We start from the raw sequence: 22,108 nt of genomic DNA, 5'->3' as shown, positions 1-22,108 counted from the left end.
TGGATGGGTGGAGGAACTTCGTGCGCTCACCCGGGAGATCGCGGTGAAGCGAGAGGGGGTCATCTCCGACATCAACGTGAACGTTGAGTTCCATGTCCCGGGCAATCATCTGGTCCCTGAATTCGAAGGAGTGCGCACCGGTGTCTTCCGTAAGAAGGACGCTCTGCTCAAGGTTCAAGCAGCACTCCCTCCCGACTCTCCCGAGAACCCGCGGCCAGCGTTGATCGGCGTCCTCCTTGCGGCCCTTGACGCGGTCGACGCTTGGGCGCTGGTCAAGAAGCGCACGGTGGACACGCGCGAGCTCCGCGCACTTGTGGAAGCGCTCGAACATCGATGATCCGGGAACTCCGCCCGCGTCTCACCACATGCGAAAAATTCTCAACTTCCGCATTTTTAGGTGGCAGAGAGATGCACCGAGGCACAGAGGTTCCACGCCCCTCAGTGGTTCGGCCGTCCCCCGCGGAGAACTTTAGGCAGCCGGCGTCTGGGCGCGCGACGGCGTACGCGCCGTTTCCGCGGCCCGCAGGACGCGGCCGCTGCTCCCCCATCGGCCGCGCGCGGCGCCGATGCCCGCGCACGCGGCGTAGATCAGGAACGAGAGCGTCGTGACGTACGGGCTGATGGGGATCCGCCCACCGAGCGAGAGCAGGATCCCGCCCACCGTCGCGGCGACTGCAAAGACAACGCTCAGGACGACGGCGAGCGGCGGCGAGGCGGTGACGCGCTGCGCCGCCGCGGCAGGGGTGATGAGGAGCGCGAGGACGAGCAGCGCACCGACCACCTGGATCGAGAGGGCGACGCTCACCCCGAGGAGGAACATGAACAGGATCCCGAGGAAGCGCACGGGCACCCCCCGCGCCAGGGCCATCTCGGCGTCGACGCTCGCGAAGGAAAGTGGCCGCCACACGAGTGCGAGGACAACGATGACGGCGAGCGCAGCGCTCGCGAGGACCTGGAGCTGGACCGTGTCGACGGCGACGATCTGTCCCGTGAGGAGCCCGAACTTGTTCGCCGAGCGGCCCTGATACAGCGAGAGGAACAGGATCCCGAGGCCGAGCCCGAAGGGCATGAGCACGCCGATGATCGAGTTCTTGCTCCGCGCGCGGCCGCCCATGAAGCCGATCGTGAGGGAGGCGAGGACCGAGCCGACGAGGGAGCCCGACACCACGTCTGCCCCGACGAGGAGGGCGAAGGCGGCGCCCGCAAACGATAGCTCTGAGATTCCGTGGACCGCGAACGCGAGATCCCGCCGCACGACGAAAGTGCCCACGAGGCCGCCCAGAAGTCCGAGGACCGCGCCGGCCCACACCGAATTCTGGACGAGAGCCAAGATCTCGCCGTAGTTCTCAAAGGAGAAGATCGAGTTCCAGATGTCCGCCACGCTCATGCTTCCCCTTCTTCGGCGTTCTGGTCGAGCGCGAGCGCAGCGTGCGTGTGGTCGTGGTGAAGGTGCGTTGTCGCGTCGGGGAGCCCGAGGACGACGATCCGGCCGTTGACGCGCGAGACTTCGACCCGGCTTCCGTACAGATCGGAGAGGACTTCGGTTGTCATGACCTCTTGCGGCGAGCCGACGCGGAACTGGCCCTGGGCGAGATAGAGGATGCGGTCCACGTAGTCGAGGATCGGGTTGATCTCGTGCGTCACGAAGACGACGGCGGCCCCCGTCTCGGCGCGCTGCCGGTCGATGAGAGCGCTCACGGCCTGCTGGTGATTGAGGTCGAGGGCGAGGAGCGGCTCGTCGCACAGGAGCACGGACGGCCCGCCGGCGATCGCCTGCGCGACGCGGAGCCGCTGGAGCTCGCCCCCGGAGAGCTGGCCCACCGGGACCTTCGCGTAGTCGGACGCGCCGACGCGCTCGAGCAGGCCGTCGATCTCGACGTCGGCCTTTCGCCGGGACAGGCGAATTCCCCAGCGGTGGCCGTCGACGCCGAGGCCTACGAGATCGCGAGCCCTGAGCGATGCGTCGGCGGCGAAACCCTTCTGCTGGGGGATGTACCCGACGTCGCGGCCAGCCGAGCCGGCCGGGCGTCCGGCGATCACAGCGCTCCCGGACGTGAGCCTCCGAAGGCCGAGGAGCACCTTGAGGAAGCTCGTCTTGCCGCTTCCGTTGGGCCCCAGGACGGCGAAGAACTCGCCCGGGCTGATGTCCAGATCGAGCCCGCTCCAGAGGGTGCGGGGGCCGAACGCGAGCGACGCTCCGCGGAGGGCGACGGCGGGTGCGGCAGCCTGCGCGCCGCCTTGGCCGGCACCTGCGCGGGCCCGCCCGCCGTCGACTGTCATGGTTGACAAGTCTAGGCGAGCGGCACCGCTCAGTTGGCCCCTCCGAGCGCCTTCGCGAGTGCGTCGGCGTTGGAGGTCATCCAGCCCACGTAGTCCGAGCCCTCGGGCATCGTCTCGTAGAAATCGACCACCGGGAGCTTGGCGTCCTCGGCGAACTTCTTGAGGGCGAGGATCTGCTGCGTCTCGGTCTGCGGGTTGAACGCGAGGAGCTTCACGGCGTGGCTCGAGATCAGGTCCTGCATGCCCTTGAGCGCGGCCGGCGGAACGTCGTCCCCGGCCTCGGACGCTGCGCTGAACTCCTCGGGCGTCTTGTTCTCGAGGCCGGCGGTTTCAAGCATGTAGAGCGGAACGGGCTCGGTGATGGCCACGCCCTCGCCGTGGTGTGCGGCCTTGATCGCGGCGAGCTTCGACGTGATGCCGGAGAGCTTGCCCTCCCACTGCGCGGCCCGGTCCTTGAAGCTCTGGGCGTCGGCCGGATCCAGCTTGCCGAGCTTCGCCGCGATCGCCTCGGCGACCTTCGTCATGGCGTCCTGGCTGTACCAGATGTGCTCGTTGAAGTCGTCCTTTGCCGCGGCCGAAGCCCCGGCGCCTGCGGACGGCGAGGCCCCGTCGTGGTGCAGGCCCGACTCCTCGACCGCATTGAGCAGGCTGTCGCCCGAGAGCTTCGCCTCGTTCGCGAGCTTGACCATGAAGTCGTCGTAGCCGTGCCCGTTGAGCACGACGAGCTTGGCCTTCGACACCGCGACGCGGTCTTGGCTCGTCGCCTCATAGGAATGCGGATCCTGGCTCGCCTTGGAGACGATCGACGCGACTGAGACCTTGTCCCCGCCGATCTGCTTGACGATGTCGCCGTAGACATTGGTCGAGGCGACGACGGGGATCGGGCCAGCCGACGAGCTCGAGCTGGGGCTCGCGGCCGAAGGGGCGCCGCATGCGCTGAGAGCAAGGGCTCCGGCCACCAGCGAGCCGACGAGGGCGAACGCACGCGCAGCGGGACGGGCGACGGCGGGACGAGCAGCGGCGGAACGGGCGGCGGGACGGGCGAAAGACAGCACGGGGAATCCTCAGTTCACGTCGAACGGCAGGGCCAACAGGGCTAATGCGAATGCATCACATTCACAACACCGACCACTCTAGCGCTTCTTGGGAACAATTCCCATTTAGCTTTGGTCGGCCCTACAAGATGCCGTTCTCGCCTGCCCTCCGGACGCGGCTCTGCGTCGCGTCGCGGATCTCCCCGACGAGCTGCTCGATGACGTCCTCGAGGAACAGCACGCCCCGCGTTCGGCCCTCGCGGTCGATCGCGCGGGCCACATGAAGCCCGCTCTTCTGCATGGACGCGAGCGCGTCCTCGACGGTCACGTCGAGCCCGATGTTCGCGAGGGAGCGAACGCGCGTCTCGCCGATCGGCTGCTGACGCCCTGCATCCGGGATCGCGAGAACGTCCTTGACGTGCAGGTAGCCGGCGAGGTCTCCGTCGTCGTCGACCATCGGGAAGCGGGAGAAGCCGGTCTTCGCCACGGCCTTCTCGAACGCAGCGGGCGTCGTCGACGTCGGAAGGGTCACGATCTCTCCGACGGGGACCATGATCGACGCAACCGTCTGGTCCGAGAATTCGAGCACGCCCGAGAGGAGGCCCGATTCGTCGGCGACGAGGCCGGACCGCGTCGAGACCTCGACGATCGACTGGACCTCCTCGAGCGTGAACGACGACGACACCTCGTCCTTCGGTTCGACGCGGATGAGCTTGAGCACGCCGTTCGCGGCCCAGTTGAGCGCGACGACCACGGGCCGAACGAACCGCGACACCTCGACGAGGGCGGGAGCGAGGATGAGGGCCGCGCGATCGGCGACCGATACCGCGATGTTCTTGGGCACCATTTCGCCGAACGTCACGTGCAGGAAAGTCACGACCGCGAGCGCGACGACGAACGCGATCGTGTCCGCGACCTCGACGGGGGTGCCGAGGACGGCGAGGGGGACGCCAATGAGCCCATGGATCGCCGGCTCGGCCACCTGGAGGAGGAGGAGCGAGCAGACGGTGATCCCAAGCTGGGCGCACGCGAGCATCAGCGAGACGTGTTCCATGGCCCTGAGGGTCGTCGCGGCCCGCCCCGAGCCCGAATCGGCGAGCGGCTCAATCTGGCTGCGCCGAGCCGACATGATGGAAAACTCGGCGCCCACGAAGAACGCGTTGCCGAGCAGCAGGACGACGAGCCAGACGATTCCGCCCCATTCCTCCATCACGCGTCAGCCTCCTTGGCCGTCGTCGCCTGCGGCTTGATCTCCGGCGCTTCCTCCGGCGTGACGTCGCGGGCCGGCGAGAAGCGCAGCCGGTCGACGCGGCGCCCGTCCATGCGCGTGACCTCGAGCGCCCCGCCGACGACGTCGACGCGGTCGCCGACCTCGGGCACACGGCCTAGCACGCTCATGACGTAGCCTCCCACCGTCTCATAGGCGGGGCTGTCTTCGACGACGAGCCCAGGCACGTGCTCCGACACCTCGTCGGGGCGCATGAGGCCCGGGAAATACCAGTCGCCCGCGGCACTCTGGAGCACTCCCGGGACGAGGCGGTCATGCTCGTCCGAGACCTCGCCGACGATCTCCTCGACAAGGTCTTCGAGGGTCACGACGCCCGCCGTGCCCCCGTATTCGTCGAGGACGACGGCGAGCTGGAGGTTGCCGTCCCGCAGCTGAGAGATGAGGGCGTCGAGGTGGATGGTCTCCGGGACGCGGAGCACGCCGGTCATGATCGCCCCCGCCTCGATCCTGTCGCGCTTCTTGGCAGGGACCGCGACCGCCTTCTTGACGTGCACCAGCCCGCGCACGTCGTCGGGCGAATCGCCGATCACCGGGAACCGTGAATGGCCCGTCGCGCGCGCGGCCGTGATGACTGCCTCAACCGGATCCGTCGCGTCGATGGTGGTGACGCGCATGCGCGGCGTCATGACGTCCGCCGCGGTGCGCTCGGCGAAGCTGAGCGTGCGCGAGACGAAGCGCGCAGTGCCCTCGTCGAGCGTGCCGAGCTCAGCGGAACGGCGCACGAGCGAGGCGAGTTCGGCGGGCGACCGCGCCCCGGAGATCTCCTCTTGTGCCTCGATGCCCATCGCGTGGAGAATCCGGTTCGCGAAGCCGTTGAGCAGGAGGATCGCAGGCCGGAACAGCGCGGTGAAGACAAGCTGCGGGCGGGCGACGGCGCGCCCCACCGCGAGCGCGCGCGCGATCGCGAGGTTCTTCGGAACGAGCTCCCCCAAGAGCATCGAACCAAGCGTCGCGATGATCATCGCGACGACGAGCGAGACCGCGTGGGCTCCCGGAAGGCCGAGCGCTGCGAGCGGGGTTTCGAGGAGCCTTCCGACGGACGGCTGGATGACGAAGCCGGTCAGAAGCGTCGTGAGGGTGATGCCGAGCTGACAGCTCGAAAGCTGGGTCGAGAGGGTCGTGATGCACTGCATGAGCGCCTTCGAGCCCTTCTCGCCGAGCTCGATGCTCCGCTGGACGGTCGCGGGGTCGAGCGCGACGAGCGAGAATTCGACGGAGACGAAGAAGCCGGTGCCGAACACCAAGATGATGCCCACAACGAGGAAGAGCCACTCCATTCAGGCCTCGACCACCCGGGCGTCTGACGGGAGGGAGCACGAACGCCGACAATTTCGACAGCGTGTAGAAACAAAAGGGCGTCGGAAACTGGATCGGTGAGGGTCATCGTCCATAGCCCTTTCAGCTTATCAGCCGCCCCAGAAGCCAATCGAACGTCATTCGATGTGACACTCAGCACGGATTGCCCGTTTCGCGCGCGGGCTCACTAGACTGGTCGGGAGTGTGGGCGCGAAGGTCGAAATCCCAGCGTTCACGGCGGCAGGCGGCTCCTGTCCCGACGTTCGAACCGCCTGCCGGGCCATGGCCCGACTGCTGGTCTGTGAGAAGACCGGCTGACGGACCGAATAGATCGATGGAAGAGGCGTATCTCCCGTGCCAGAACTGCCAACCCACCGCCTGCCCGAGGAATTCGGCGGGAATGAGTGGCTTGTCGACGAGCTCTACGAGCAGTACCAGAAGAACAAGAACTCGGTCGACTCGAAGTGGTGGCCCCTGTTCGAATCCTTCGAATCCGATTCCGCGAGTGGCGGGCCGGCGGCGAGCAGCTCCGTCGTCGTGAACGGCGCGCCGAGGCCGGGCTCCGTCGACACCCTCACCCGTGAGCTCCCCAAGACCAGCACGCCGACGACGGGCACCGGTGCCCCTCAGGCCGCCGCTCCTGCCGCCCCGCCGGCGCCGGCCCCCGCCGCGCCGACCGCGGCAGCCCCGACCCCGCCCGCTGCACCGCCCACGGCGGCTCCGGCCCCGAAGAGGGGCGCCGCCGCCGTCGTCCGCGACGGTGCCCGGCCCTCGGCAACGAGCCCCATTCCCGCCCAGCTGCCCAAGTCGGCCAAGGACGAGACCGTCGAGGAAGACGTCGTCACGACCCTGCGCGGGCCGTCCAAGGCCATCGCGGCGAACATGATCACGAGCCTCGAGGTTCCCACGGCAACGACCGTCCGCGCGGTCCCCGCGAAGCTCCTCATGGACAACCGCGTCGTGATCAACAACCACCTCGTCCGCGTCCGCGGCGGCAAGGTCTCCTTCACGCATCTCATCGGCTTCGCCGTGATCCGTGCCCTCAAGCTCATGCCGTCGATGAACGTGAGCTACGACGAGGTCGACGGCAAGCCGGTCGCGATCCAGCACGCGCACGTCAACTTCGGCATCGCGATCGACCTTCCGAGGGACGATGGAACACGCCTCCTCGTCGTCCCGAACGTCAAGAAGGCCGAGACGATGAACTTCTCGGAGTTCTGGCACACCTACGAGGACCTCATCAAGCGCGCCCGTGCGGGCAAGCTGACCGCGGACGACTACGCCGGCACCACCGTCTCGCTCACGAACCCGGGCGGCATCGGCACGGTCCACTCTGTCCCGCGCCTCTCGAAGGGCCAGGCCGCGATCGTCGGTGTCGGCGCCCTCGAGTACCCCGCCGAATTCCAGGGCTCCTCGGAGAAGATCCTCGCCCTCCAGGCAGTGGGCAAGATCATCACGCTCACCTCGACCTACGACCACCGCGTCATCCAGGGCGCGGGTTCGGGCGAGTTCCTGCGGATCGTGCACCAGCTCCTCCTCGGCGAGCAGGGCTTCTACGACGAGATCTTCGAATCCCTGCGTATCCCGTACGAGCCCGTCCGGTGGAGCCCGGACCTCCAGATCAACCCCGAGGACACCATCAACAAGGTGGCCCGGATCCAGCAGCTCATCCACGCGTACCGCGTGCGCGGGCACCTCATGGCGGACACGAACCCGCTCGAGTACGTTCAGCGCAGACACCCGGACCTCGATGTCCTCACGTACGGCCTCACGCTGTGGGACCTCGACCGAGAGTGGCCAACGGGCGGCTTCGGCGGCAAGCCGGTGCTCAAGTTCCGGCAGATCCTCGGCGTGCTCCGCGACGCCTACTGCCGCACTACCGGCACGGAGTACATGCACCTCCAAGAGCCCGCCGAGCGCAAGTGGTTCCAGGACGAGATCGAGCACACGTACAAGAAGCCGAGCCGCGAGGAGCAGCTTCGGATCGTGTCGCGCCTCAACGCGGCCGAGGCGTTCGAGACGTTCCTCCAGACGAAGTTCGTGGGCCAGAAGCGCTTCTCCCTCGAGGGCGGCGAGTCCCTCATCCCGATGCTCGACGCGATCCTCTCGGAGGCCGCCGAGGACGGGCTCGACGAGGTGGGCATCGGCATGGCACACCGCGGACGCCTCAACGTGCTCACGAACATCGCCGGCAAGACGTACGCGCAGGTGTTCCGCGAATTCGAGGGCGCGCAGGATCCGCGCAGCGTCCAGGGCTCGGGTGACGTCAAGTACCACCTCGGCACCGAGGGCACCTTCACGGCGGAGAACGGCAAGCAGACCAAGGTCTACCTCGCCGCGAACCCCTCGCACCTCGAGGCCGTCGACCCGGTGCTCGAGGGCATCGTGCGCGCGAAGCAGGACCGCCTCGACACGGGCGAGGCCTTCCCGGTCCTTCCGATCCTCGTCCACGGCGACGCGGCGTTCGCGGGCCAGGGCGTGGTCGCCGAGACCCTGAACCTCTCCCAGTTGCGCGGTTACCGCACGGGCGGCACGATCCACATCATCGTGAACAACCAGGTCGGCTTCACCACCTCGCCGTCCGCCTCGCGCTCCTCGGTGTACTCGACGGACGTCGCGAAGATGGTCCAGGCACCGATCTTCCACGTCAACGGCGACGACCCCGAGGCGGTCGTCCGCGTGGCCCAGCTCGCGTACCGCTTCCGTGAGCGCTTCCACAAGGACGTTGTGATCGACCTCGTGTGCTACCGCCGCCGCGGCCACAACGAGGGCGACGACCCGTCGATGACGCAGCCGCTCATGTACAACCTCATCGAGGCCAAGCGCTCGGTGCGCAAGCTCTACACCGAGAGCCTCATCGGGCGCGGCGACATCACGCAGGACGAGGCCGAGCAGCTGCTCCGCGACTATCAGGAGCGGCTTGAGCGCGTCTTCGCCGAGACGCATGCCGCGCAGACCTCGCCGATCCCGATCGTCACAAGCGATCTCAAGGCCGTCTCCGACCTCGAGCGCCCGATCTCGCAGCAGCAGGAGGACTCGACCGGCGAGCGTCACCCCGAGTCGACCGCGATCAGCACGGAGACGCTCGCGCGCGTCGGCCAGGCGCACCTCGAAATCCCCTCGGACTTCACGGTGCACCCGAAGCTCAAGCAGCTCCTCGAGCGCCGCGAGCAGATGTCCCGCGAGGGCGGCATCGACTGGGGTTTCGGCGAGCTTGCCGCCTTCGGCTCGCTCGTCGCGGAGGGCGTCCCGGTGCGCCTCGCGGGCCAGGACTCGCGGCGTGGCACGTTCGTCCAGCGCCACGCGGTGTTCCACGACCGCACGACGGGTGCCGAATGGACGCCGCTCGGCAACCTCTCGGACGGCCAGGCGAAGCTCGCGATCTACGACTCGTCCCTCTCCGAGTACGCGGCCCTCGGCTTCGAGTACGGCTACTCCGTCGAGCGGCCTGAGGCGCTCGTGCTGTGGGAGGCGCAGTTCGGCGACTTCGTCAACGGCGCCCAGACCATCATCGACGAGTTCATCTCGTCGGCCGAGCAGAAGTGGGGCCAGCGCTCGTCCGTCGTCATGCTCCTTCCGCACGGCTATGAGGGCCAGGGGCCGGACCACTCGTCCGCGCGCATCGAGCGCTTCCTCCAGATGTGCGCCGAGGACAACATGATCGTCGCGCATCCGAGTACGCCCGCGTCTCACTTCCACCTCCTGCGTCGCCAGGCGTACAGCCGGCCGCGGAAGCCGCTCATCGTCTTCACGCCGAAGCAGCTCCTGCGCCTCAAGGCGGCCGCGTCCCCCGTCGAGGAGTTCACGACCGGCACGTTCCGCCCGGTCATCCCCGAGCACGAGAACCTCGATGCGAACGGCGTGCAGCGCGTCCTGCTCGTCTCGGGCCGCCTCTACTACGACCTGCTCGCCCAGCGCACGAAGGCGAAGGACACGACGACGGCGATCGTCCGCCTCGAGCAGCTCTACCCGCTGCCCGAGGCAGAGATCGCGGCGGAGCTCGCGAAGTACCCGAACGCCGAGGTCGTGTGGGCCCAGGACGAGCCCGCGAACCAGGGCGCGTGGTCCTTCCTCGCGCTCAACCTCGCGCCGACCCTCGGCCGCCCGCTCACGCTCGTCTCGCGCCCGGCCTCGGCGGCGACGTCGGCTGGTTCGATGAAGCGGCACACGGCCGAGGAGACCACGCTCCTCGAGGAGTGCTTCATCCAGGTCTGACCCGCTCGACGGCCCACGCACGGCCCGCGCCTTCATCCCCGAAGGCGCGGGCCGTCGTCGTCCCCGCTCAGGAAGCATCGAGGACCCGCGAAGGCCGCTCGGCCTCCCGGGGCCCGCGCCCTTCGTTCGCTAGACTCGGGAGCCGAGAGAGCCGTGCGCGCACGGCGCCGGCAGGGACGTGGAGGAGCGCATGGCGCAGGAGAGGAAAGTTCGCCTCGCGGCGATCGGCGACGAGCTGCTGGCAGGAAACGGCGACCCCCGGGCTCTCGGCTGGCTCGGCCGCGTCCTCGCTCGGACACCGCGCGAGGATCTCACGCTTGAGAGCTATGTGCTCGCGGCCCCTCAGGAGGGCACGGAATCCCTCTCGACCCGCTGGCTCGCCGAGGCGCAGCGCCGCTTCGGCGACGGCTACGAGAACCGCCTCGTGATTGGGCTTTCGGGCCGCGACATCGAATTCGGCATCTCGCCGGCCCGGAGCCGCCTCAATGTGGCCAACATCCTCGACAGCGCGGCGCAGAACAGTGCCGAGGTCTTCGTCGTCGGCCCCCCGCCGACGCTCGACCCGGTCCAGAACCGGCGGCTCGCCGAGCTCAACACCGCGTTCGCGGACGTCACGACGCGGCGCAAGCACTACTACGTCGACACGTTCTCGCCCCTTCTGAACCACGAGCAGTGGCGCGGGGATCTCACCGCCAACGCGGGCGCGCCGGGCCAGGCTGGCTACGGCCTCATCGCCTGGCTCGTCCTGCACCGCGGGTGGTTCCCGTGGCTGAGGCTCCAGCAGCCACAGCAGTAGTTCCTCCGTTTTGGGGTCAGCTTCCGTGGGTCAGGACCCACGGAAGCTGACCCCTGAACGTTTCCAGGAACCCCTTGCGCAACCCAACAACGCGATATATCGTGTTTCAAGAACGCGATATATCGCGTATCGGCACCGCCCCCGACGGCCGGTGTCAGGGTCTTTGGAAGGGATTCCGCGAGGAGGGGTCATGTCCGCAGAGAATTGGAACGTCACCGAGGCGCAGACCATTACGGTCGACGGCGTCACATCGCTGCGCGCCGGGATCGTGGGAGGGCGGCTCGACGTGATCGTGCACGACCGCCCCGACGCGGTCATCGAAATCAGCGAGGTGTCCGGCGACGCAGTCGCCGTGAGCCTCGACAACGGGCGGCTCGAGGTCCGCCACCAGATCCAAGGACTCGAGGGCTGGTTCAAGACCCTCATGAGCACGGTGTCCGGGTCCAGCGAAAACCACGCGGTCATCTCGATCGCCATCCCGGCGGGCGTCCCCGTCGAGATCGGCACGGTGAGCGGGGACGGCCTCGCGTCAGGGACGGGACCGGTGACGAAGCTCAACACGGTCTCGGGCTCGGTGCTCGGCGACGGAACTCGCGGCGAGCTCCATCTCAACACCGTGAGCGGAGACGTCATCGCCCGCAGCCATGACGGCATCCTCACCGCCAAGACCGTCTCGGGCGAGGTCACGGCCTCCGGACGCCTCAAGGACGTCAGGGCCAAGTCCGTCTCGGGCGATCTCGTGTTCGACACCGAGGGCTACTGCGAGTCGCTCGGGGCGAGCACCGTGAGCGGCGACGTCACGATCCGGCTCCCCCGCGATGTCGGCGTCGACCTCTCGGCCACGACCGTGTCAGGCCGCATCGTCGTCGACGAATCCCGTTTCTCGTCGATCAAGGGCCGCCTCGAGACGATCCTCGGGCCCGACCTCAAGCTCATGGTCCTGCGGACGAACACCGTCTCGGGCAACGTCTCGGTCGTGCACGCGGGGGCGGGCGCCAACGGTGACGGCAACACCGACGGTGCCGCACCCCAGGAAGAGCGGGCCACGGAGTGACACCCCCGGTCTTCGCCCACGGCGCGCTCCGGCTGTACCTCCTCGCGCTCCTCGAGGACGGCCCGCGCCATGGCTACGAGCTCATCAAGGCGCTGAGCGACCGGTTCGGCGGCACGTACGCCCCGAGTCCCGGCACGATCTATCCCCGCCTCGCGAAGCTCCAGGAGGAGGGCCTCGTCGAGGCGGCGTCGGAGGGGCGGCGCAGCATCTACCGCATCACGGAGGCCGGCCTGCACGAGCTCAACGCGCGGCGCGAGGAGCTCGCGGACGTCGAGCAGGACATCTCGGCATCGGTGCGCCGCCTCGCCGACTCCCTGCGCGACGAGCTGCGCGCGAGCATGCGCGGGCTGCGTGCGGATCTCGCGGCGACCGCAGAGTCGGCGCGTCAGGTGGCCCGCAGCGTCCGCGTCGAGGCGCGGACGACGGCGAAACAGCCCTACGGAGCCAGCCCGCCGTCGTCCTCGGCCTGGCAGGAAGCGGCCGGCGAGGAACCGCGCGAGCCTTCGCCGGAGCGGTTCAGCCGCGAAAGCCAAGGGCGGCTCAAGGAGGCCGAGATGCTCGTCCAGGCGTTCCGCGACGACGTGCGCGTCGAACTGCGCACCCACGCCGCGCGCTATCCCGTCACGGACGTGACGCTCGAAACCCTGCGGACGGTCCTCGACCAGGCGCGGATCGCGGTCAGGAACTCGCTCCGCGGCTGAGCGCGCTTGTCGCCTGGCGCGGGCGTTGAGGCGAGCAGCACGTTTAGGCCCGGCGACGCGGATGTGGGAAGATGGTGGGCGGCCTTCTGGGCCACAACGTTTACCGAGTCGAAGGAGGCCCCTATGAGCAAGCGTGCACGCAAGCGCCGTGACCGCAAGAAGAGCGGCGCGAACCACGGTCGGCGCCCCAACGCCTGAGGCGCCTCGTGGGATGCCCCAGCGGGATCCCCGTGGATGCGGAAATGGCCCGGAGCTATAGCTCCGGGCCATTTTGCGTGCCTGGGGGTGTGGGGCTCAGACCTCTGCGGTCTCGGCCGTCGCCCGGATCGCGTGGATCTTCTCGAGAATGCTCGTCTTGAGCGTCGCGGGAGCCTGCTCGCTGCAGCTTCGCTTCATGGCGCTGCGGATCATGCACTCGAGGTTGTGCTCCTCGCGGCACTCGGCGCAGGACTCGAGATGGGAGCGGATCTCGGCGACGTCCACGGCCGGCAGCGCGCCGTCAAGGTACTCATAGAGGCGCTCAAGCCGCGATTCGTCGCAATCGCCGAGTCCCTGACAGTTGCTCATCGTTCCTTCTCCTGCTTGCTCAAGCTAGTTCTTGCGGTCGCACCCGCACTGGCGTTCGCACCGGAGCTCGCCGATGCGCTGGCACCCGCAAAACCGCGTTCAGCCGCGTAGTCCGCGAGCCGGTCCCGCAGCAGCTTCCTGCCGCGATGGAGCCTCGACATGACCGTGCCGATCGGCGTGCCCATGATCTCCGAGATCTCCTTGTAGGCGAAGCCCTCGACATCGGCGAAATAGACGGCGAGCCGGAATTCCTCGGGGATCGACTGCAGCGCGTCCTTGACGTCGGAATCCGGCAGATGGTCGAGTGCCTCTGCCTCGGCAGAACGCAGACCCGTCGAAGAGTGCGACTCGGCCCGCGCGAGCTGCCAGTCCTCGACCGTGTCGGTATTGGCCTGCTGTGGTTCGCGCTGCCGCTTCCGGTACAGGTTGATGTACGTGTTCGTCAGGATGCGGTACAGCCAGGCCTTGAGGTTCGTGCCCGGCTTGTACTGGTGGAACGCGGCGAAGGCCTTCGCGTACGCCTCCTGGACCAAGTCCTCGGCGTCGGCTTGGTTGCGGGCCATGCGCATCGCTGCCGAATACAGCTGGTCGACATACTGCATGGCGTCGCGCTCAAACCGGTCGCGGCGCTGCGCGGCGCTCTCGGCGCCAAGCTCTGCGACCGTCACGCTGTCCGTCCCGGACTCGTCGGGCTCGAGGGAATCGACGGTGCTCATCGCGCTCCAGTCTACTGGCGGGGCGGGACGCGGACGGTCGAGGACCTGCACGGCTCTCCTTTTCCGAAGCGGGGTTGTCGAACGTGCGAACCGCCGCGGAAGCGAAATTATTCCCAGGAAGTGGAAGACTGGACCTGCTGGAGGGCCCCGGGGCCGCCCAGCCCACCGAGCATTCTCCCCAACACCGAAACGGAAGAGGAGCGAAGCATGACGCCAGTCCGGTTCCTCGCGAGGCCTCTCCTCGCGTCGTCGTTCATCGCCGCCGGGGTCGACAAGTTCAAGAACGCGGACGACACCGCCGAGCAGCTCTCCCCCGTCCTGCGGCGCGCGGCCGACGCGCTCCCCGTCCGGGTCGAGGAGAAGACGCTCGCCCGCGCCGTCGGGGCGACCCAGCTTGGCGCGGGCCTCCTGTTCGCGTTCGGGAAGGCGCCCCGCTTCTCGGCGTCGGTGCTGGCCCTCACGAGCGCGCTCAACACGTTCGTCGAATGGCGGACCGCGGACATCGGGTCGAAGGAGTTGAGGGCCGAGCGGCGCGCGAGACTGCTCAAGAACCTCTCGCTCGTGGGTGGGGTGCTCCTCGCGTCCGTCGACACGGCTGGCCGCCCGGGTCTCGCGTGGCGTGCCCAGCAGCTCGCCGCGGACGCGACGAAGACGGCGACGCAGGCCGGGCGCGCGTGACCCCTTCCCCTGCGCCGTGGCCCGCACCGTTCGCCCACGGCCCCGTCGACGCGACCGTCACGGTCCCCGGATCGAAATCCCTCACCAACCGATACCTCATCCTCGCGGCCCTCGCCGACGGTCCGAGCCGACTCCGGGCCCCGCTCCATTCGCGCGACTCGGCTCTCATGGTCGCCGCGCTCCGCGCGCTCGGCGCGACGGTCACGGAAGTCCCGGGCGACGGCGATTTCGGCCCGGACCTCGAGATCTCGCCCATCCCCGCGGGCTCGCGCGAGGCGGACGGCCTCGGCTCCGCCGCGATCGACTGCGGCCTCGCGGGCACGGTCATGCGCTTCGTGCCGCCGATCGCGGCGCTGTGCCGCGGGGAGATCGCGTTCGACGGCGATCCGCATGCGCGGGTGCGCCCCATGGGCCCGGTCATCACCGCCCTGGAATCGCTCGGCGTCGCCCTCTCCTCCCCCGACGGCGGGCGCCCGGCGTCGCTCCCGTTCACGGTCCACGGGACGGGCGCGGTGCCCGGTGGCCACGTGATCGTCGACGCGAGCGGATCGAGCCAGTTCGTGTCCGCGCTTCTCCTCGCGGGCGCGCGCTTCGAGAACGGGCTGCACCTCGAGCATGTGGGCAAGCCCGTGCCAAGCCTCGACCACATCGCCATGACCGTGAGCGTGCTGCGCGAGCTCGGCGTCGAGATCGACGACACCGTCCCGAACCACTGGTTCGTCAAGCCCGGGCCGATCAGCGCTTTCGACGTCCGCATCGAGCAGGACCTCTCGAACGCAGGCCCCTTCCTCGCCGCGGCCCTCGCGACGCGCGGCACGGTGCGGATCCCGAACTGGCCCGAGCACACGACCCAGGTCGGCGACGCGTGGCGCGAGATCCTGCCGAAGCTCGGCGCGAGAGTGACGCTCGACGGCGGAACCCTCACCGTCACGGGCGGTCAGCGCATCACGGGAGCCGAACTCGCCGACACGAGCGAGCTCGCCCCGACGGTCGCGGCGCTGTGCGCGCTCGCCGACTCGCCGTCGCGGCTCACGGGTATTGCTCACCTTCGCGGGCATGAGACAGATCGCCTGGCGGCCCTCGTCACCGAGATCACGCGGCTCGGCGGCGACGCCGAGGAGACCGCGGACGGCCTCGTGATCCGCCCCGCACACCTGCACGGCGCCGTCGTGCGGAGCTACGCGGACCACCGCATGGCGACGGCCGGCGCGATCTGGGGGCTCGCGGTCGAGGGCGTCGAGGTCGAGGACATCGGGACGACGTCCAAGACCATGCCCGAGTTCCCGCAGATGTGGGCGCGCATGCTCGGCGAGCGCGTGGCCTCCGGCCGCGAGGCCCCGGCGGACGGAGCCCGGTAGGCCCATGGCCGCCCGCGAATGGGACGAGAGCGACGTCCGGATCCGCCCGAACAAGAAGGGAAGCCGGCCCCGCACGAAGGACCGCCCGAGCCATGACGACGCCGTGACGGGCCGCGTCATCACGGTCGATCGCGGCCGCTACACGGCCGTCGTCGCCGAGGACACGCCCGGGGAGCGCATCGTCATCGCGGCGCGGGCGCGCGAGCTGCGCCGCACCCCCGTCGTGCCGGGCGATTTCGTGGGCCTCGTCGGGGACGTGACCGGGCGCGCGGACACCCTGGCCCGGCTCGTGCGCGTCGAGGAGCGTCACACCGTCCTGCGTCGCAGCGCGGACGACGACGATCCCATCGAACGCGTCGTCGTCGCCAATGCGGACCAGCTCGTGATCGTTGTCGCAGCCGCCAACCCCGAGCCGCGCACGGGCTTCATCGACCGTGCGCTCGTCGCGGCCTACGACGCCGGCATCGAACCGCTCCTCCTCGTGACGAAGGCCGATCTCAGGGATCCCGCGCCGCTCCTCGCCACCTACGAGCTCCTGCCGCTCACCGTCGTCGTGAGCCGCACGGCGGAGGCGGACGACGACTCCGTTCCCGATGGGGCAGAGGCGCCAGACGGCACCTCAGTTCCGGACGGGCAGAGCGTGCGACTCGACGACGACGCCGTCGCACGCCTGCGCGAGGAGCTCGACGGCAAGGTGACCGTCCTGCTGGGACACTCCGGGGTCGGCAAGTCGACCATGGTCAACGCACTCACGGGCGCAGGCCGCGCGACGGGCGGTGTGAACGCCGTGACCGGGCGCGGGCGCCACACGTCGTCGTCCGCCCTCGCCCTGCGGCTCGACGGCGCGCCTCCCGGGAGCTGGATCATCGACACGCCCGGCATCCGCTCGTTCGGCCTCGCCCACGTCGACCCAGATCGGATCCTCCATGCGTTCCCGGACCTCGAGCCGGGGACCGAGGACTGCGCGCGCGGATGCCGCCACGACTCGGGCGCCGTGAACTGCGGGCTCGACGCGTGGGTCGCCGAGGGCCACGCTGGCCCGCAGGGCGCCGCGCGCCTCGCGTCTCTGCGGCGGCTCCTCGGGACCGAGCCGCGCGAGGAGATCGCCGATGCCAAGGAACTCGGAACCCTCTGAAACCCGCCGATCTCCGCGCGTCCGCGCCGCGCACCGCGAAACGACCCGCAAGACGATAGCGTTGAACTCATGACCCTCGCTGCCGAGTCGTACACCGACGACCTCCGCCTGGCCCACGTGCTCGCGGATTCCGTGGACGCGCAGACCATGGACCGCTTCAAGGCCCTCGACCTGCGGGTCGAGACGAAGCCCGATCTCACGCCGGTCACGGACGCCGACCGCGCCGCGGAGGAAGCCATCCGGGGCCAGCTCTCGCGTTCGCGCCCCCGCGACGCCGTGGTCGGGGAAGAGTTCGGCACGACGGGCCACGGCTCGCGCCGATGGATCATCGATCCGATCGACGGCACGAAGAACTTCGTGCGCGGCGTCCCCGTGTGGGCCACGCTCATCGCTCTCGCCGACGGCGACGAGATCGTCGTCGGCGTCGTGAGCGCTCCCGCCCTCGGCCGCCGGTGGTGGGCCGCGAAGGGGGCCGGGGCGTACACGGGCCGCTCGCTCGCAGCCGCGACCAAGCTCAAGGTCTCCAACGTCTCGCGGATCCAGGACGCCTCGCTCTCGTATTCGAGCCTCTCCGGCTGGCGCGAGCGGGGGAATTTCGGCGACTTCCTGACCCTCACGGAGGACGTGTGGCGCACACGAGCGTACGGCGACTTCTGGTCCTATTGCCTCGTGGCCGAGGGGGCCGTCGACATCGCGAGCGAGCCTGAGCTCCAGCTCTACGACATGGCCGCGCTCGTGCCCATCGTCACGGAGGCGGGCGGCCGCTTCACGTCGCTCGAGGGCGCGGACGGCCCGTGGGGAGGGAACGCCCTCGCGACGAACGGCATCCTCCACTCGGCCGCGCTGCGCCGGCTCAACCCCGAGCTCGACGACCTTCTCGTGCCGTAACAGCCTTCGCTGCACGAACCGCGTCCCCGCGCAAGGGGCGCACTTCACGGGATGTAACACGGACGCGCCGGCTGGAGGCCGTGCGCGCCCCTCCCGTAGGCTCGTAGTCAGGTCACGAGTGCCAGCGCGAAGCCCCGGCTTGCTGGCCGGCAACCCTCCTCACGCGGCGGGGTGCCCCGGGTGACGACCAGGCCGGTCCGGAGCGGATACGGCAAGCGCGGCCCCCGCGAGGCGGGGCCCCGACCCCGAGGTGCAGTCATGAGCACGCCCGTCGTCGTCCAGTCTTCCTCCACTTCTTCCACCCACCTTTCCCCCCTTGGATTCTCGCCCGCGGACTACCCCGACGCGGTCCGCCCGTTCGCCGACGTCGTCGGCTCGGAGCTCATCACCCCGCTCGCGGGCGGGGGCGAAGTCCGCTACGCCAATCTCGACTACGCGGCGTCGGCCCCGGCACTGTCCGAGGTCGCGTCCTATCTCAACGAGGTGCTCCCCTACTACGCGAGCGTCCACCGCGGCGCGGGCTACGCGTCACAGGTGAGCACGTCGCTGTACGAGAACGCGCGCAGCATCGTGCGCGAGTTCGTCGGGGCGCGCGCCGACGACGAGGTCGTCTTCACGCGCAACACCACGGACTCGCTCAACCTCCTCGCGGGTTCCGTGCCGGGCTCGGGCGAGGTCCTCTACCTCGACATCGAGCACCACGCGAACCTCCTTCCGTGGCAGGCACGTCCGCATCGAAGCGTCGTCGCGGCCCGCACGCTCGCGGAGACGCTCGAACGCGTGCGGGCGTGGCTCAAGGCGGGCGAGATCAGCCTCGTCGCGGTCACGGGCGCGTCCAACATCACGGGCGAGATCCTCCCGATCGCCGAGCTCGCCGCGCTCGCCCACGAGCACGGCGCCCGCATCGTGGTCGACGCCGCCCAGCTCGCGCCGCACCGCCGCATCGACGTCGCGCAGGCCGACGTCGACTATCTCGCCTTCTCGGGGCACAAGCTCTACGCTCCGTTCGGCGCGGGCGTCCTCGTCGGGCGCCGCGACTGGCTCGACGAGGGCCGCCCCCACCTCGCGGGCGGAGGCGCCGTGCGTGAAGTGCGGCTCGACTCGGTCGCCTGGGCCGATGGCCCAGCGCGCCACGAGGCCGGCTCCCCGAACGTGCTCGGCGCCGCGACGCTCGCGAAGGCGGCCCAAGTCGTCGCGTCGCTCGACGAGGCGGCCTGGCACCGCCACGAGCAGCAGCTGCGATCGGCGCTCGTCGATGGGCTGGGCACCATTGAGGGCGTGAAGGTGCACCGGCTCTTCGAGGACTCCGACCCCGGCGTGAGCGCGGCCTCGCGGGGCGCGGTCGGCATCGTGAACTTCTCGGTCGCGGGGCACGACGCCGGCCTCACGGCCGCCTACCTCTCAGCCGAACACGGCGTGGGGCTTCGCGACGGCCGTTTCTGCGCCCACCCCGCCCTGCGCCGGCTCGGCCTCGCGTCCGGCTCGCTGCGGGCGAGCTTCGGGCTCGGATCGCGGCTCGAGGACGTCGAACGGCTCGTGGCCGGCGTCCGCGAACTCGTGGAGCGCGGCCTGCGCCTCGACTACAAGGTGGACGCCGGCCGCTGGGTTCCCGCGCTGGACACGCGCGCGTTCCCCGCGTGGGCGCCCAACACGCCCGGCACGGCGGGCGCCGCTCCCTGCACGGCCGAAGACTGACACGGCCCGCCCCGCGCGCCTGCGCCTCCTTTCCCGGTAGATTCGACCCTGCGAATCCGGGGGAACCCCGGGAACTGACCATGCGCCGAGCATGCTGAGCATGCGGGCGCATGCTGGAGAAGGAAAACAACAGCATGGCGCGGGGCGGACCCAAATTCGACGACCGACGACGGCGCGAGCTCGCCGAGGCGTTCCTCGACGGCGGCGCCCATTACGAGCAGGTGCGGCCGGGGTACCCGGACGCCGCCGTGGACTGGATCGTCCCGCCGAGGGCGAGGACCGCCGTCGACCTCGGAGCCGGGACTGGGAAGCTCACGGGACAGCTCATCGCGAGGGGCCTCTCGGTCACGGCCGTCGATCCCAGTCCGAGCATGCTCGCGGAACTCACACGCCTCCACCCGGGCGTCGCCGTCGTCGTCGCCTCGGCTGAGGAGACGAACCTGCCCAGCGGCTCGGCGGACCTCGTCGTCGCTGCGCAGGCCTGGCACTGGTTCGACGCGGCGGCGGCCAGCCGCGAGGCGGCCCGGATTCTCGCGCCGGGCGGCCGCGCCGCGCTCGTGTGGAACCAGCTCGACACCTCCGTGCCGTGGGTGCATCGCCTTTCGCGCATCATGCATGCCGGCGATGTCCACAAGCCGGACTACCACCCGCCGTCGGGGCCCGAGCTCACGGGATGGGAGTCCGCGGTGTTCCGCTGGGATGACCCGACCACGCCCGAGGGGATCGTCGAGCTCACGAAGTCGCGGAGCTATTACCTGCGCGCGTCCCAGAAGCACCGGGACCGCGTCGAGGCGAACCTCGACTGGTATCTCCACGATCACCTCGGCCATTCCGACGGCGAGCAGCTGCTCCTGCCGTACATCACGCAGGCCTGGCGGGCCGTCGCGGCGGGGCTAGACGGTATGGAGTGACCGCTCCGCTTCGTGAGTGGTTGCGGGCCGGGGCCTCGCTCACGCAGATTCGTGGGTTACCGGGCAGAGTCCCCTGCCCGGCCTATCCGACATGCGTGGGAGGCCCCGGTGTTCATTGAGCGTACGAGTGTTGGGCTGGATGTGCACGCCCGTTCGGTTGCCGCGGCGGCGATCGACGGCGTGACCGGCGAGCTGGTGCAGGCCAGGCTTGCCCCGTCGGAGCAGGCGATCAGGTCATGGCTGGCCTGCTTGCCAGGCCCGGTCGCCGTGGTCTATGAGGCCGGCCCGACGGGGTTCGGGCTTTGGCGGGCCTTGACCTCACGGGGGGTCAGGTGCGTGGTTGCGGCCCCGTCCCGGCTCCAGCGCCCGTCGGGGGACCGGGTGAAGACCGATGCCCGGGACGCGGTGCACCTGGCGAGGCTGCTGCGCCTGGACGAGGTCACCCCGGTGGCGGTCCCGACCGTGGAGCAGGAGTCCGCGCGTGACCTGGTGCGGGCGCGGGAGGACTGCCGCGGGGACCTGATGCGGGCCCGGCACCGGCTCTCGAAGCTGCTGCTGCGGCACGGGATCGTCTACGACGGAGGCGATGCCTGGACCGGGGCCCATGACACGTGGCTGCGCAGGGACGCGGCCCCGGCGCTGGGCTCGAGGGCGACCCGGATGGCGTTCGACTCCGACTACGAGGCCGTGCTGACGGTCAAAGCCCGCCGCGACCGGCTCGACCGCGCGATCGAGGAGCTCGCTGCGGGCAGCGAGTTCGCCCCGGCCGTACACCGCCTGGGCTGCCTGCGCGGGGTCAGCACGCTGACCGGGTTCGCCCTCGCGGTAGAGATCGGAGACTGGCACCGGTTCACCGGGGCCACCATCGGCTCCTTCGTCGGGCTGACCCCGTCCGAGCATTCCTCGGGCGCGTCCCGGGCGCAGGGGCCGATCACCAAGACCGGCAACGCCCACGTCCGCCGCCTCCTGGTCGAGGCCGCCTGGCACCACCGTGCCCGCTACGCGGTCGGGAAGACCCTTCGGGACCGGTGGGAGCTCGCCCCGGCCGCGGCACGGGCCCGCGGCGACGAGGGCAACCAGCGCCTGCACGCCCGGTGGGTGCGGTTCCTCGAGCGGCGCAAGCGCCCGACCGTGGCCAACGTCGCCGTCGCCCGCGAGCTGGCCGGCTGGTGCTGGTCCCTGGCAGTCATGGACGACGACTGACTCCCGAAGGCCGCTTCGCCACGGCGCAAGGTGCCGGCGGCAGCGCGTGGAGCCACCCGCGGCGCAACTATGAACAGACCCCCTCCTGGGGCCAACGTTCGCTCCTAGACACGCGGACCGACTCCAGCCGAACCACCGCCCTGCGGTAGCCAACCCGCGCATATCAGCCTGACCGCGCGTCGCCCAACGACACGCTCGCCGGCGCCCGCCACGCGAAGCACAGAGGCGCCGCCAGGACTCCCTCCCGGCGGCGCCTCGCCATGCCCACTTGACAGCGGACTACTCCATATCAG

Annotated in this window: 20 protein-coding genes and 1 riboswitch; of the genes, 13 read left to right on the top strand and 7 right to left on the bottom strand. The window is 69.8% G+C overall.

Annotated features, from left to right (window positions below):
• Positions 1–7 precede the first annotated feature (7 nt).
• Positions 8–337 (top strand): hypothetical protein, encoded by a 330-nt coding sequence (locus RBS12_RS06785; protein ID WP_307965317.1) that lies wholly within the window; start codon positions 8–10, stop codon positions 335–337.
• A gap of 132 nt (positions 338–469) precedes the next feature.
• Here RBS12_RS06785 and RBS12_RS06780 read toward each other — a convergent pair whose 3' ends face one another.
• The 5 genes from RBS12_RS06780 to RBS12_RS06760 all read right to left on the bottom strand — a co-directional run bounded on the left by RBS12_RS06780 (position 470) and on the right by RBS12_RS06760 (position 5,879).
• Complete coding sequence (locus RBS12_RS06780; protein WP_307965316.1) at positions 470–1,387, bottom strand: metal ABC transporter permease; 918 nt, start codon at positions 1,385–1,387, stop codon at positions 470–472.
• Positions 1,384–2,280 (bottom strand): ATP-binding cassette domain-containing protein, encoded by an 897-nt coding sequence (locus RBS12_RS06775; protein ID WP_307965315.1) that lies wholly within the window; start codon positions 2,278–2,280, stop codon positions 1,384–1,386. Before RBS12_RS06775 ends, RBS12_RS06780 begins: the two co-directional genes overlap by 4 nt.
• A gap of 29 nt (positions 2,281–2,309) precedes the next feature.
• Complete coding sequence (locus RBS12_RS06770; RefSeq protein ID WP_307965314.1) at positions 2,310–3,335, bottom strand: metal ABC transporter solute-binding protein, Zn/Mn family; 1,026 nt, start codon at positions 3,333–3,335, stop codon at positions 2,310–2,312.
• A gap of 121 nt (positions 3,336–3,456) precedes the next feature.
• Positions 3,457–4,524, bottom strand: coding sequence for a hemolysin family protein (locus RBS12_RS06765; RefSeq protein ID WP_307965650.1), 1,068 nt, complete (start codon positions 4,522–4,524; stop codon positions 3,457–3,459).
• A complete protein-coding gene (locus RBS12_RS06760) occupies positions 4,524–5,879 on the bottom strand; it encodes a hemolysin family protein (protein ID WP_307965313.1) in 1,356 nt (451 codons plus the stop codon). Before RBS12_RS06760 ends, RBS12_RS06765 begins: the two co-directional genes overlap by 1 nt.
• A gap of 373 nt (positions 5,880–6,252) precedes the next feature.
• On the opposite strand from RBS12_RS06760, the gene RBS12_RS06755 reads away from it, so the two are divergent.
• The 5 genes from RBS12_RS06755 (at position 6,253) to RBS12_RS20220 (ending at position 12,862) form a co-directional block, all read left to right on the top strand.
• Positions 6,253–10,113: a multifunctional oxoglutarate decarboxylase/oxoglutarate dehydrogenase thiamine pyrophosphate-binding subunit/dihydrolipoyllysine-residue succinyltransferase subunit gene (locus RBS12_RS06755; protein ID WP_307965312.1), complete on the top strand. Its 3,861-nt coding sequence runs from the start codon at positions 6,253–6,255 to the stop codon at positions 10,111–10,113.
• A 190-nt stretch (positions 10,114–10,303) separates the two neighbouring features.
• Complete coding sequence (locus RBS12_RS06750) at positions 10,304–10,909, top strand: GDSL-type esterase/lipase family protein (protein ID WP_307965311.1); 606 nt, start codon at positions 10,304–10,306, stop codon at positions 10,907–10,909.
• Positions 10,910–11,099: 190 nt separating this feature from the next.
• On the top strand, positions 11,100–11,963 hold the full coding sequence (locus RBS12_RS06745; protein ID WP_307965310.1) for a DUF4097 family beta strand repeat-containing protein: 864 nt from the start codon (positions 11,100–11,102) through the stop codon (positions 11,961–11,963).
• On the top strand, positions 11,960–12,664 hold the full coding sequence (locus RBS12_RS06740; RefSeq protein WP_307965309.1) for a PadR family transcriptional regulator: 705 nt from the start codon (positions 11,960–11,962) through the stop codon (positions 12,662–12,664). Before RBS12_RS06745 ends, RBS12_RS06740 begins: the two co-directional genes overlap by 4 nt.
• Before the next feature lie 123 nt (positions 12,665–12,787).
• Positions 12,788–12,862, top strand: a complete 75-nt coding sequence (locus tag RBS12_RS20220; protein ID WP_136609796.1) for a 50S ribosomal protein bL37 — start codon at positions 12,788–12,790, stop codon at positions 12,860–12,862.
• Between the two features lie 96 nt (positions 12,863–12,958).
• On the opposite strand, the gene rsrA is transcribed toward RBS12_RS20220, so the two are convergent.
• Together rsrA and RBS12_RS06730 are read right to left on the bottom strand one after the other, a co-directional pair.
• Positions 12,959–13,231: a mycothiol system anti-sigma-R factor gene (gene rsrA / locus RBS12_RS06735; protein ID WP_307965308.1), complete on the bottom strand. Its 273-nt coding sequence runs from the start codon at positions 13,229–13,231 to the stop codon at positions 12,959–12,961.
• Positions 13,228–13,947: a sigma-70 family RNA polymerase sigma factor gene (locus RBS12_RS06730; RefSeq protein ID WP_307965307.1), complete on the bottom strand. Its 720-nt coding sequence runs from the start codon at positions 13,945–13,947 to the stop codon at positions 13,228–13,230. The genes rsrA and RBS12_RS06730 overlap by 4 nt, the downstream gene beginning before the upstream one ends.
• 207 nt (positions 13,948–14,154) lie before the next feature.
• On the opposite strand from RBS12_RS06730, the gene RBS12_RS06725 reads away from it, so the two are divergent.
• From RBS12_RS06725 to RBS12_RS06695, 7 genes are all read left to right on the top strand, one after another.
• A complete protein-coding gene (locus RBS12_RS06725) occupies positions 14,155–14,625 on the top strand; it encodes a DoxX family protein (protein WP_307965306.1) in 471 nt (156 codons plus the stop codon).
• Complete coding sequence (gene aroA / locus RBS12_RS06720) at positions 14,622–15,983, top strand: 3-phosphoshikimate 1-carboxyvinyltransferase (RefSeq protein ID WP_307965305.1); 1,362 nt, start codon at positions 14,622–14,624, stop codon at positions 15,981–15,983. The genes RBS12_RS06725 and aroA overlap by 4 nt, the downstream gene beginning before the upstream one ends.
• A 4-nt stretch (positions 15,984–15,987) precedes the next feature.
• Positions 15,988–17,118 carry a ribosome small subunit-dependent GTPase A gene (locus RBS12_RS06715; RefSeq protein ID WP_307965304.1) on the top strand — a complete coding sequence of 377 codons (1,131 nt, stop codon included), beginning with the start codon at positions 15,988–15,990 and terminating at the stop codon, positions 17,116–17,118.
• Positions 17,119–17,187: 69 nt separating this feature from the next.
• Positions 17,188–18,006 carry a histidinol-phosphatase gene (gene hisN, locus RBS12_RS06710; protein WP_307965303.1) on the top strand — a complete coding sequence of 273 codons (819 nt, stop codon included), beginning with the start codon at positions 17,188–17,190 and terminating at the stop codon, positions 18,004–18,006.
• Between the two features lie 110 nt (positions 18,007–18,116).
• Positions 18,117–18,230: riboswitch (SAM riboswitch) on the top strand.
• Positions 18,231–18,264: 34 nt separating this feature from the next.
• Positions 18,265–19,701, top strand: a complete 1,437-nt coding sequence (locus tag RBS12_RS06705; protein WP_307965302.1) for an aminotransferase class V-fold PLP-dependent enzyme — start codon at positions 18,265–18,267, stop codon at positions 19,699–19,701.
• A 134-nt stretch (positions 19,702–19,835) separates the two neighbouring features.
• On the top strand, positions 19,836–20,612 hold the full coding sequence (locus RBS12_RS06700; RefSeq protein WP_307965649.1) for a class I SAM-dependent methyltransferase: 777 nt from the start codon (positions 19,836–19,838) through the stop codon (positions 20,610–20,612).
• Between the two features lie 108 nt (positions 20,613–20,720).
• Positions 20,721–21,815, top strand: coding sequence for an IS110 family transposase (locus RBS12_RS06695; protein WP_307964926.1), 1,095 nt, complete (start codon positions 20,721–20,723; stop codon positions 21,813–21,815).
• The last annotated feature ends 293 nt before the right edge of the window (positions 21,816–22,108 follow it).

The organism is Sinomonas sp. ASV322 (assembly GCF_030908245.1).
Taxonomy (GTDB): domain Bacteria; phylum Actinomycetota; class Actinomycetes; order Actinomycetales; family Micrococcaceae; genus Sinomonas.
Note: the sequence above shows the minus strand (reverse complement) of the source record. Positions and strands in the feature narration are given on the sequence as shown.